12 protein-coding genes are annotated in these 12,021 nt (G+C 44.0%); 10 read left to right on the top strand and 2 right to left on the bottom strand.

What is annotated here, in order from left to right; genetic code table 11:
* The first annotated feature begins 2 nt into the window (after positions 1 to 2).
* Genes trpD through MHB64_RS21235 form a run of 7 tightly spaced genes read left to right on the top strand, consistent with a single transcriptional unit; the run spans position 3 to position 6,849 of the window.
* A complete protein-coding gene (gene trpD / locus MHB64_RS21265; RefSeq protein ID WP_094870055.1) occupies positions 3 to 1,043 on the top strand; it encodes an anthranilate phosphoribosyltransferase in 1,041 nt (346 codons plus the stop codon).
* Positions 1,033 to 1,863, top strand: a complete 831-nt coding sequence (gene trpC, locus MHB64_RS21260; RefSeq protein ID WP_094870054.1) for an indole-3-glycerol phosphate synthase TrpC — start codon at positions 1,033 to 1,035, stop codon at positions 1,861 to 1,863. The genes trpD and trpC overlap by 11 nt, the downstream gene beginning before the upstream one ends.
* The gene (locus tag MHB64_RS21255) at positions 1,856 to 2,533 is read left to right on the top strand and encodes a phosphoribosylanthranilate isomerase (protein ID WP_341136108.1); all 678 of its coding nucleotides are present in this window, start codon (positions 1,856 to 1,858) and stop codon (positions 2,531 to 2,533) included. Before trpC ends, MHB64_RS21255 begins: the two co-directional genes overlap by 8 nt.
* Positions 2,530 to 3,729 (top strand): tryptophan synthase subunit beta, encoded by a 1,200-nt coding sequence (gene trpB, locus MHB64_RS21250; protein ID WP_042190170.1) that lies wholly within the window; start codon positions 2,530 to 2,532, stop codon positions 3,727 to 3,729. Before MHB64_RS21255 ends, trpB begins: the two co-directional genes overlap by 4 nt.
* Positions 3,726 to 4,550, top strand: a complete 825-nt coding sequence (gene trpA, locus MHB64_RS21245; RefSeq protein ID WP_341135328.1) for a tryptophan synthase subunit alpha — start codon at positions 3,726 to 3,728, stop codon at positions 4,548 to 4,550. The genes trpB and trpA overlap by 4 nt, the downstream gene beginning before the upstream one ends.
* Positions 4,551 to 4,609: 59 nt before the next feature.
* On the top strand, positions 4,610 to 5,707 hold the full coding sequence (gene hisC, locus MHB64_RS21240) for a histidinol-phosphate transaminase (RefSeq protein WP_094870051.1): 1,098 nt from the start codon (positions 4,610 to 4,612) through the stop codon (positions 5,705 to 5,707).
* 47 nt (positions 5,708 to 5,754) lie between these two features.
* Positions 5,755 to 6,849 (top strand): prephenate dehydrogenase, encoded by a 1,095-nt coding sequence (locus tag MHB64_RS21235; protein ID WP_094870050.1) that lies wholly within the window; start codon positions 5,755 to 5,757, stop codon positions 6,847 to 6,849.
* A 343-nt stretch (positions 6,850 to 7,192) separates the two neighbouring features.
* On the opposite strand, the gene MHB64_RS21230 is transcribed toward MHB64_RS21235, so the two are convergent.
* Positions 7,193 to 8,425 (bottom strand): CynX/NimT family MFS transporter, encoded by a 1,233-nt coding sequence (locus MHB64_RS21230; RefSeq protein WP_094870049.1) that lies wholly within the window; start codon positions 8,423 to 8,425, stop codon positions 7,193 to 7,195.
* A 249-nt stretch (positions 8,426 to 8,674) separates the two neighbouring features.
* Positions 8,675 to 9,241 (bottom strand): helix-turn-helix domain-containing protein, encoded by a 567-nt coding sequence (locus tag MHB64_RS21225; RefSeq protein ID WP_094870048.1) that lies wholly within the window; start codon positions 9,239 to 9,241, stop codon positions 8,675 to 8,677.
* Between the two features lie 808 nt (positions 9,242 to 10,049).
* On the opposite strand from MHB64_RS21225, the gene MHB64_RS21220 reads away from it, so the two are divergent.
* The 3 genes from MHB64_RS21220 to MHB64_RS21210 all read left to right on the top strand — a co-directional run bounded on the left by MHB64_RS21220 (position 10,050) and on the right by MHB64_RS21210 (position 12,000).
* Positions 10,050 to 10,637, top strand: a complete 588-nt coding sequence (locus MHB64_RS21220; RefSeq protein WP_042190156.1) for an RNA polymerase sigma factor — start codon at positions 10,050 to 10,052, stop codon at positions 10,635 to 10,637.
* Between the two features lie 5 nt (positions 10,638 to 10,642).
* Positions 10,643 to 11,233 (top strand): anti-sigma factor family protein, encoded by a 591-nt coding sequence (locus MHB64_RS21215; RefSeq protein ID WP_143812129.1) that lies wholly within the window; start codon positions 10,643 to 10,645, stop codon positions 11,231 to 11,233.
* A 179-nt stretch (positions 11,234 to 11,412) separates the two neighbouring features.
* The gene (locus MHB64_RS21210) at positions 11,413 to 12,000 is read left to right on the top strand and encodes a histidine phosphatase family protein (protein ID WP_094870047.1); all 588 of its coding nucleotides are present in this window, start codon (positions 11,413 to 11,415) and stop codon (positions 11,998 to 12,000) included.
* Positions 12,001 to 12,021: the final 21 nt, after the last annotated feature.

Raw genomic sequence — 12,021 nt, 5'->3', positions numbered from 1 at the left:
TTATGGATAGAGCGAAATTAATTCAATCAGGAATCGCCGGACTAATCGAAGGCAAGAATCTTACACGTACAGAAGCACGGGATATAATGGGTGCTATAATGCAAGGAGATGCTTCACAAGCGCAAATCGGTTCACTGCTGACCGCTTTACGAATTAAAGGAGAAACCGTGGAGGAGATTACGGGTTTTGCAGAAGCTATGAGAGGGTTCGGCACATCCGTACTGACTGATCGCGCACGCTTGTTAGATACTTGTGGTACGGGCGGTTCCGGCATCCATAAATTTAATATTTCAACCGCCTCAGCGATTATTTCATCAGCGGCTTCTGTAAGAGTTGCCAAGCATGGAAATCGCTCTGCTTCAGGCAGAGCGGGAAGTGCGGATGTACTTGAAGCCCTTGGCGTAAACATTCATCTGAATGCAGACCAAGCCCGGGAATGTCTGGACCGTATCGGGATTTGCTTTTTATTCGCCCAAATTTATCATCCTTCGATGCGGCATGCCGCAGCTCCTCGTAAAGAGCTTGGTGTACGTACGATCTTCAATATGCTGGGTCCTCTTACGAACCCCGCTGGAGCTGACCGTCAGCTCCTAGGGATTTATGACCGGAATAAGACGGAGACGGTGGCGAATGTACTGAAGGAGCTGGGTTCCAAGCGTGCAATGGTTGTAAGCAGTTCGGATGGTCTGGACGAGATCAGCATCTCAGCCTCTACATTAGTGTCTGAACTAAAAGAGGGTGTAGTGACCACTTATGAAATTACTCCGGAGGGATTAGGTCTTAACAGACATCCACTTGAAGCTATTTTGGGTGGAGATGCAGCTGAGAACGCAGCAATTATTACCTCTGTGCTCCAAGGTGAGATCAATCCCTACCGAGATATCGTGTTAGCTAATGCAGGAGCATGTATATATGTTGCGGGTCTGGCAGATACCATGGCCGAAGGCGTCGAGAAAGCTAAAGAAGTAGTGGATTCGGGTAAGGCATTATCCAAGCTGAAACAGCTTGTTGTGATGACGGAGGAGCTTAATTATGTATCTTGATAAAATTGTCGCTACAAAGATCAAAGAGGTGGAGGCGCTCAGTGATAGTTTTTCTCTAGCTCAAGCTGAACGTGATATAGCAGCACTCCCTCAGACTAGAGGCTTTCGTAAGGCTCTGACCCAAGGGAAGAACAGGGATTTGGGTTTGATTGCAGAGGTAAAGAAGGCATCCCCTTCAAAAGGGCTGATTCGTGAAGATTTCGATCCTGTTTCCATTGCAAAAGGTTATGAAGCAGGTGGCGCTGATTGTTTATCTGTTTTGACGGATACGGATTATTTTCAGGGCAGCGCTGCTTACTTGCAGCAAGTGAAGGAAGCTGTAAATCTGCCGCTGCTTCGTAAAGATTTTATTATCGATGAGAAACAGATTTATGAAGCGCGTATTCTTGGAGCAGATGCGGTGTTGTTAATCGTTGCTATTTTGACACCGGATAAACTGTCTCATTTCATAGAAATAGCTACTGGGCTTGGAATGGATGTATTAATCGAAGTCCATGACCGGAATGAGCTTGCGGTGGTATTAAGTACAGACAAGATAACACATCCTAATATTCTGCTGGGTATTAATAATCGTAATCTGCGTACCTTTGAGACATCCCTAGAGACAACGGCAGAGCTGGCAGCGCTAGTACCTCAAGGGGTTCCTGTGATCAGTGAAAGCGGAATTGCAGGGCCAAGTGATATTGACTACTTAAGAACGACTGGCGCTCACGGGGTACTCGTAGGGGAATATTTAATGCGTCAAGCAAATGTAGAAGAAGCGGTAAATGGATTGCTAGGAATGCTTCCAAATGGAAAGGACCGTGTCCGGCATGGCTGAGACATTGGTAAAAATCTGTGGACTTCAGGACGTTGAAGTGCTAAAATCTATGTTACACTTACCACTAGATTATATTGGATTTGTATTCGCTCCTAGTCGTCGCAGGGTTACTCTGGAGCGTGCTTCCGTACTGATCGCTGAACTTCCGCAATGGAAGACTAGTGAAAAACCTAAAGCTGCTGGGGTTTTTGTTAATCCAGAGCTGGATGAGCTGAGCGAACTGCTCTCTGTTGTGTCACTAGATGTCATTCAGCTACATGGAGAGGAAAGTCCAGCCTTTTGTCAAAAGGTTCGGCAAGCTTTCCCACAGGTTCAGGTGTGGAAGGCATTGTCTGTTGCTGATAAAGAGCGTGATGACGCTGATAACAAATATACATTGGAACAATACGCAGGCTTCGTTGATGCTGTATTGTTAGATACTTATGATCCTCAGCAGAGCGGCGGCTCAGGGCGCACGTTCGCTTGGGAGAGGTTGCCTCATTATCAGGAAATCGCACTACGAAATGGTTTGCCGTTATTTGTGGCTGGCGGACTTCATCCTAATAACGTAGGAGAGTTGCTAGATACTTATTCTCCGTACGGAGTAGACGTATCTAGTGGAGTAGAGAGTGAAGGCGATAAAGATATTATTAAAATGACAGCTTTTGTGGAAAGGGTGAAGCAATCATGACACAAGTACCGGACCAGCATGGACGTTTCGGTTCATTCGGAGGGCGCTTCGTGCCCGAAACTTTGATGACTGCATTGATTGAGCTGGAGGAAGCCTATGAGAAGTATTCGGCAGACCCTGCTTTTCAAGAAGAAATAGATTATCTTTTAAAGCAATATTCCGGACGGGAGACCCCACTGTATTATGCGGAGCGCCTAAGTAAACATCTGGGAGAAGCAAAAATATATTTGAAGCGTGAAGATTTGAATCATACGGGTGCTCATAAGATTAACAATGCCATTGGTCAGGGAATTCTGGCTAAAATGATGGGTAAAACCAAGGTGATCGCTGAGACTGGAGCTGGTCAGCATGGTGTAGCTACGGCTACGGTTGCAGCCCTACTTGGTATGGAATGTAAGGTGTTTATGGGGGAAGAGGATACTCGTCGCCAGGCACTCAATGTATTCCGTATGAAGCTGCTTGGTGCTGAAGTGATTCCGGTTACATCCGGATCGCGCACCTTAAAAGATGCCGGCAACGAAGCGCTTCGCTACTGGGTTAGCAATGTGGAAGATACTTTTTACATTCTCGGTTCTGCCGTAGGCCCACATCCTTATCCGATGATGGTTCGTAACTTTCAGCGGGTTATTGGTGATGAAACGCGGCGCCAGATTCTGGAGGCTGAAGGAAGACTGCCGGATGTGCTTGTTGCTGCTGTAGGTGGCGGCAGTAATGCTATCGGTATGTTCTATCCATTCGTAGAGGATAAAGGCGTCGGTATGATTGGTGTTGAGGCAGCAGGCAAAGGAATTGATACACCATTTCATGCGGCGACGATGAGTAAAGGGACTCATGGCGTATTCCAGGGTTCGATGAGTTATCTACTACAGGATGAGCATGGTCAAGTAACAGAGGCTCATTCCATCTCCGCAGGTCTGGATTATCCTGGTGTAGGTCCTGAACACTCCTATTTAAAAGATATCGAACGCGCAAAATATGTTCCGATTACGGATGCAGAGGCGCTCGATGCACTGAAGCTGCTATGTGTAACGGAAGGTATTATTCCAGCTTTGGAGTCTGCACATGCGATAGCCCATGTTGTGAAGATGGGTCCAACCCTTACCAAGGATGATATTGTTGTTATCTGCCTGTCAGGCCGGGGAGACAAAGATGTGGAATCGATCATGGCGTACACAGAAGGGAAGGGAAACGAATGACAACCGAAACTACAAACCGAATGGATTTGGTATTCCGGAAGCTTAAAGCTGAAGAGCGGACGGCATTAATTCCTTTTCTGACGGTTGGAGACCCTGATCTGGAGACTACGCTTGCCATCATCGCAGAACTGGAGACGGCAGGTGCAGATATTCTGGAGCTAGGAGTACCTTACTCTGATCCGCTAGCAGATGGTCCTGTTATTCAGCGAGCGTCTGCACGAGCTCTGCGGGGGGAGGTTCACCTGCGTACCTGTATGGAGACCGCGTTAAAAGCTCGTCAAGCCGGAAGCGGCTTGCCCTTTATTTTGTTTTCCTATTACAATCCTATCCTGCAAATGGGGCTGGATACATTTTTCGCAGAACTGAATGCTCATGAGATTAGTGGACTTATTATTCCAGATCTTCCTGTCGAGGAATCAGAGGAGATGCGCCGCCGCAGTAGTGAGGTTGGCGTTAATCTCATTCCACTAGTTGCACCGACCTCAAGTGAACGTATTGCGAAGATTGTCTCAGGTGCGAGTGGGTTTATCTATTGTGTATCCTCGTTAGGTGTGACAGGGGAACGATCCACTTTCCATGCTGATGTAGAGGCATTTATAGACTCCGTGCGTCAAGCAACGGATCTGCCAGTAGCTGTAGGATTTGGGATCTCAACTGGCGAACAGGTTGCCCGTTTTGCTCAGATTTGCGATGGTGTGGTGGTAGGTAGTGCCATTGTTCGCAAAATAGAAGAGGTCATTCCGTTGCTCGATAATCCCGCTACACGGAATGAAGGGCTGTTGCAAATTCGAGAATTTGTGGCACAATTAAAAAGACCATAACAGTGTCATTTTGACCTGTGTATAGTGGAGTAATCAACTATGGAGAGCGAGGACTATTCATGAATCCAAAACCGAATATAGTTAATCTCCCTGTCTACAAACCAGGGAAACCTATAGACGAAGTTAAGAAAGAGCTCGGCTTAAGTGAGGTTATTAAGCTTGCATCCAATGAGAACCCGTATGGAGCTTCCCCGAGTGCTAAAGAGGCTATTCTAGCAGAGCTTGATAATCTTTATCTATATCCAGATGGATCGGCCGTTGAGTTGACGGCAGCACTTGCCAGCCGTCTTGGTGTGAATAGCGATAATATTATTTTTGGCTGTGGCTCTGATGAGATTATTGCACTTATTGCTCGCGCCTTCTTCTTGCCGGGTGATGAGACACTCATGGCTGATCAGACCTTCTCTGTTTATAAGAGTAACGCAGATATCGAAGGTGCCGTGTCCATCGAGGTACCACTTGTAAAGGGTACACATGATCTGGATGGGATGCTGGCCCGTATTACGGACCGTACGAAGGTTATCTGGATCTGTAATCCAAATAACCCAACGGGTACAATTGTACCCGAGGAAGCCTTGATTTCTTTCCTTGATGCTGTTCCTTCCCATGTAATGGTTGTCCTTGATGAAGCGTACTGTGAGTACGTAACAGATCTTTCTTACTCAAACGGTATCCAATTATTAAATCGTTATGCGAATCTGGTTGTGCTTCGTACATTCTCCAAAATTTATGGCTTAGCTGCATTGCGTATTGGTTATGGTGTTGCTAGTCCTGAAATTATTTCATTGATCAACAAGGTACGCGAGCCTTTCAATACCTCTCGTCTTGCGCAAGCGGCGGCTCTGGCTGCCTTGAATGACCAAGAATACGTAGAGGAATGCCGTCGCCTTAATAGCGCGGGTATTGTCCAATTACAAGCTGAATTCAAACGTCTGGGCCTAGAATCCTTCCCTGCACACGGGAACTTCATTATGGTAGATGTTCGTAAGCCAGCTACAGAGGTTTTCGATGCTTTGATGCGTAAAGGAATCATAGTAAGAGCAGGTCATCAAGTTTACCCTACTTATATTCGTGTTACTGTTGGGTCGGCAGAGCAGAATACAGCGTTTATAACCGCTCTGGAACAAATTCTTATAGAGTATGGTGTGCGCGCCTAGTAGTAAACAGCATGACTAGACTAAAAAAGGCAGGTAGTTCAAAGAACATGACGACAAAAATAGCTATATTCGGTGTCGGTCTGATCGGAGGCTCACTGGCCCTTTGCTTTAAAGGCAAGGAGGGCCTGACCGTCGTAGGGCATGCCCACCGTCCTGAATTCGTAAGTAAATATATAAGCAGAGGTGTGGTAGACCATGCCACGCTTTCTGTTGAAGAAGCAGCACTTGATGCTGATTTCATTTTTTTGTGTGTACCGGTAGGGATGTTAGAGGATTATCTGCAGCAATTAAGTAAATTGCCTCTAAAACCCGGCTGCATTATTACAGATGTAGGAAGCACGAAAGCTAGTATTGCCGCATGTGCGGTCTCCTTAGAAATTCCTGGAGTACATTTTATCGGCGGACACCCAATGGCAGGATCAGAGCGATCAGGTGTTGAGGCAGCTTCATCATTGCTATTTGAGAATGCCTATTATGTGTTGACGCCTCCTCCAGGCGTACCAGACGAGGCTTATCATGCACTGGAGTCTTTACTACACCACACAAGAGCGCAGATTGTACGCCTTGATCCAGAACGCCATGATGAGATTGTAGGTGCCATTAGTCATTTACCGCATATTATTGCTGTTGCTTTGGTAAATCAAATTCGTGCCTATGACGATACTGACTCCTTATATAGTACGCTAGCTGCAGGAGGCTTTCGGGATATCACTCGGATTGCTTCCAGTGATCCTATAATTTGGCGAGACATTTTGCTGAACAATCGTTCCGTAATGCTTCGTTTATTGAAGGATTGGAACGAGGAAGTTTCTTCTTTTGTTCGTCTACTGGAAAGTGAAGATGGCGTAGGAATTGAAGAGGCCTTCCAAGAAGCGAATGGCTTCCGCAGTCAGTTGCCTGAACGGCGTAAAGGCATGATAGCACCTTTATTTGACCTACATATTGATGTACCGGATCATCCGGGGATTATCGGACGTATTGCTACTGAGCTGGGGGACCAAGGCATTAACCTTAGCAACGTACAAATCATCGAGAGTCGTGAAGATGTGCCGGGTATTATGCGCCTATCTTTTCGTCAGGAGCACGATATGGAACGTGCGAAGGTGCTTCTGCAGCAGCACGATTATACCGTATATGTGTAGTATTAAGGTTCGCTCCGGGTCATTTTCAAATCGTAATAAACAGCAAAAACAGCGATTCTCATGTTATTAGAGAATCGCTGTTTTGTTATTCTGGCTTGTTGGTTGCTAGCTTCAACATGCCGCCGTCAGTATCGTCATCAGTACCACCTTTGAGGCAGTCTTTCGGACTCCACTGACGCTATTTCATTTGGAGAGGTTAATATTGGGTGTTTTTCTTGCCAATTGCTATGCGGTCCGTTAACATCCCAAAAGTGGAATAATGCTGCGCTGAAGGTCAACTGTGTCCGATAGCGTCTTCGTACGTGCCAAATGTTATTGGATCAACGATGAAAAGAAAGGGGTATTAGCCAATGTAACTTGAGTTTATTTCGTCGTAACTATTTCGGCTATCTACAAAACGATTTCTTGCTGCTCCTATACCGACTAAAAAGAGAAAGACCGAAGCTCCAATTAGAATGAAAAGAGGCAGGTTCCAACTATTTGTCGCATCATGGAGATATCCTATAAGGGCAGGGCCGATTGCGGCAAGCAGATATCCGATCGATTGTGCCATACCAGACAGTTCCGCCGCTTGCTGCGCATTTTTAGTACGTAAACCGAAAAACATCATGGACAAGCTAAAGGCGCAGCCTCCACCAATTCCGAGTATGATGATCCACAACAGAATGATATTGGAGCTTCCGTAAAGCAGTCCGAGCGTTCCCGTCAAAAGCAAAAGGGTTGTGATGACCACTAACGAACGTTGACTTGACATTCGCCCAGCAATAACGGGGACAATAAAGGTAAAGGGAAGTAGCGCTAACTGCATTATTGAGAGATACCATCCTGATTGGCTGGAGTCAATGCCTTGCTGCTTTAAAATTTCAGGCAACCATGCGATCAGCACATAGAAAATCATGGACTGCATACCCATAAACAAGGTTACTTGCCAGGCGAGAGGGGAACGCCAAACATTAACATTATTGCAGGCCATCTGTTGACTCGTCGAGGTTGTTTGCTTCGTATGTTTCCTTAATTGAGGCAACCAGCAGAGGATCGATACAAAGCTTAGGATCCCCCATATTCCCAACGCTCCCTGCCATTTTATACCTACGTTTGCGGCTAGCGGTACACTAATTCCCGATGCGATCGCTCCAGATAAACTCATAGAAATTCCAAAGATACCAGTCATGGCACCGATTTTATTAGGAAAATCACGTTTGATTAAACTTGGCATTAATACATTACAAACGGCAATTGCAAATCCAAGAATTGCAGTTCCAATATACAGATTTGCAGCGCCAGATAAAGAACGTATTACAATACCAACAGTCAAAAAGATCAGGGCAAACAAAATTAAAAGTTCTACTCCATACCTGCGTCCTAGTTTTGGTACTACAGGCGATAATAAAGCAAAGGTAAGTAAAGGGACCGTTGTTATCAGGCCTGCAAAAGTATTGGAGATATGAACGTCTTCCCTTATAAGACCCACTAAAGGACCGACCGAGGTTAAGGGAGCACGTAAATTTGCGGCAATAATAATAATGCCGAGTATTAGCAGCCCTATTGATGATGATAAGATTTTTTTATTCGGCATTCTTCATTTCCCCTTCCAGAATTAATGTGTACTATTGGTTTTCTGCTGATTGGAAAGCTATGAAATAATATCCGCGCGGACAAAGAAAGTATATTATAGTATACTAAAATTAACAATAAGTATTTTATAGTTAACTTTATGAAGAGTATCCTATCACTTGAAGTGCTTATATTAGTAAAAAAAACAACTCTGAGTTTCCATAAATAATGGAAACTCAGAGTTGCATTTTATAAGTAAAATTTTTGGCTTTTAGAAACCATATTTTAAGGAGATATGGAGCACTGTTTCGCTATTCGTATGATTGGTATAAGAGTGAGGGCGATCAGCACGAAAACTGATCGTATCATATTGATTCAATATGTACATCTCACCATTGACTTGAATTTCAATGGAACCAGTCATTACTGTCGCAATTTCAGTTGTATTCACATGATGACCTTCAGGGTGATATGAACTATTTGGCTGTAAGTAAGCCCGACACATTTCAATATCGTTGCTTACGTTTTTAAAGACGGGTTCAATGATCCAATTCTTTTGATCATTAGAAAACCGAAGACCTTCGCCTGCTCGATACAAACTAACAGGGTCTTCAGATTTGAACAAAGCTAATAGGGGTAAAGATAGGCCTTTTGAAATTTTCCATATAATCGCCAAAGTTGGATTTGTCTCACCGCGTTCGATATTCCCCAGAGTAAGTTTACTTACGCCCGTTAATTCTGCTAAGTCATCTAAGTTCATGTTTTTTTCTTTTCTGTACTTTTTCAAGGCACCGCCGATTTGTAGTACAAGTTGTTTTGATTCATCGATTTCATTCATTTCATATTCACCTCAACAAATAACTTTATAGCTAGTATATTGTTTATCTTGACTCTTTTCCATACTTCTTCAAGTGGACGCAGACGGGGTAATAGATGACTGTGGGGATTTGTGGAAGCTAATTCGCTGGCTATAGTAAATAACCTATTATAGATCATCTAACAAAAGGTAGAGCGCTTTCAGAACAAAAAAAGACCGCTTACAAAGTAAGCGGCTACAGTTCACAATAAATTGGAACCGTCTAGTATTTGGATAGGAGTGGAGAGAAACCATACTGTACTTTTATTATATGTATACGTTTACATTTTGTCAACAGTTTATTAAAAAGAGATTAAAGTCATATTACAGTGATCAAAGTCTTATTGACGGAGTTAATGTTCGTTTATAATCTGTTGTCAGGTCTTGCTGACGAGATTACTGCTCTGAAGTCTATTAATGTCATCCTATGAGAATCTGTGATACAATAGATCTGGTATATTTCTAGATTCGTTATAAAATTTATATGCTCTAAGAAATATGCCATTTTTCTTTTTATATTCATCACAATCATCATGCCTTAATTATTGGGTGTTTGAATATACATAGGTGTATTTCAAAATTGAAGAACGGATAAGTTGCACGTCATATATTTTCCCTAAAATTCCCACAAGGAACGTTTGTCTTACATAAAAGGTCGACAATATCGTTTCTTCTTGTAATAAACTAAAAAGTTGCAGTAAACCAGCGCAACTTTTAAAGCCCAAACCGGTATAATAAGTACGGACCGGACGGGAAAAGACGTGCAAGGGCGAGGAGGGCCAATCTCACCATGACGGATTCCCAGTTGATCCAGGAAATCAAACAAGGTAACACAGAATTATATTCAGAATTAATGCGTCGTTATCAACGAAAAATATTGGCATTTGTATATCATATGCTTAGAAACTCACAAATGGAGCTAATTGCAGAGGACCTTTGTTCGGAGACTTTCTACAAGGCATTCCGTAGCTTGCATTCCTTTCGAGAGGTAGATGCTTCCTTTTCAACGTGGTTGTACACTATTGCTCGTAATACCGTGCTAAGTGAGCTTCGTAAGAATCGTGCCGGAAATGTATCCCTAGAAGAGAGTGGATATACTCCAGTTGCACCGTTTGAAGTAGCGCCTGAGCAGGCTGCATTGCGTAAAGAACGGATGAACTTGGTTCGTGAGGCAATTAATAATCTTCCGGAGAAACAACGCTCTGCGCTAATCCTGCGTGAATACGATCAGATGGATTATCAAGAAATTGCAGAAATTTTAGATCAGAGTGTAAGCTCCGTGAAATCATTGTTGTTTCGTGCCAGAAGTAGTGTGAAGCTTCAACTCGAATCCTATTTCAATGAGCCTGAAGTTGAAGAGCAGGTTGAGAGGGTGTAAGGCGAATGAATTGCAGGGAAGCGCAAGAATGTATTCCGCTCTTGTGGGACGCTCCCCCCACACATCCTAGGCGGATTTTGCTCGAACAACATATTGCAACTTGTCCTTACTGCGCTGCTGAGTGGTCTCTGTGGCAAGAGAGTAGCCAGCTTATGCATGATTTGAAAGAAGAGATTAGTGAAGAGCGTGCAGAAGTTATAAATGTTAAAGTTATGGAGCGGATTTATCTAGAGAGTCCTTGGTTAATGCCAGGGGATGGGAAATCCGCAGGGACATCTGCCATTGTTCGTCATAGGCTTAGTCTCTGGATCGCTTGCTTCCTGGCGGTATTTTTGTCCAGTGTTCTTTACTTTACTATGTTTAGAACACCTGCTGATATCACTGTGGCTCAAAGTGGAATTGTAGAGACAGGCGTTGCTGGCTCTATGGAATGGACATCCACTTATCCCATTTTAGGCTCTGAAGGTGGGATTATTGAACCGCTTGTGGTAAATATGGGACCTACTCATCCTCAATATTGGATGATGTTATCCATGCTTGGCGTGGGTTTTGCAGTGTTTTCATTAACCCGGCTGAATCGATATCGCAGATCATAAAGGGTCTATTGATGTATGACTTAGCTATTGCAGTATATAATAGTGTTAAGAACGATGTAGGAGTCCCTTTATGTAAAGATAAGGGGATTTTTTGTATTATAATACGCATAAAAGAAGACTTTTTATTTCATCCATGTTACATTAAGAGACAAATACTTGGGTGAAAAGGGGGAGGCAATATGCTAATCGGCTTGATACGCCATGGATTGACGGACTGGAACGCAATTGGAAAGATACAGGGGCAAAGTGATATTCCGCTTAATGATGAAGGACGGATGCAAGCTGCTATGCTTGCTGACCGCTTATTACAAGAGCCGTATCGCTGGGATTATTGCATTACAAGTAACCTTTCCCGGGCAGCAGAGACAGGTAGGATTATCGCAGATAAATTAAATGTACCGTTACTTGATCCGGATGATCGGATCCGGGAACGTGCCTACGGACAGGTTGAAGGACTTACTGCCGCTGAGCGTGAAGAGAAGTGGGGGAAAGATTGGAGTCAGCTTTCGCTTGGTCAAGAAACTGACGAACAGCTTCAAGCGCGTGCACTTGCCTTTATGGAGGATATTTCTGCGCAGCATCCCAATCGCAACATACTAGTCATATCTCATGGAGGGTTCCTCGCTCAACTGTATACTGCATTTTACAAAGATAAGTATTCTGAGCGGATTGGGAATTTGTCCCTGACGATTTTGGAGAAGAAAGAACGGGAATGGAACCCTATTCTTTATAATTGTACTCGCCATATCCTGCAAAATCAGCGTTAACCCGTGCATCGGGTTATTTTT

Source organism: Paenibacillus sp. FSL K6-2859, assembly GCF_038008265.1.
In the GTDB taxonomy this organism is placed as follows: domain Bacteria; phylum Bacillota; class Bacilli; order Paenibacillales; family Paenibacillaceae; genus Paenibacillus_AQ; species Paenibacillus_AQ nitricinens.
Note: the sequence above shows the minus strand (reverse complement) of the source record. Positions and strands in the feature narration are given on the sequence as shown.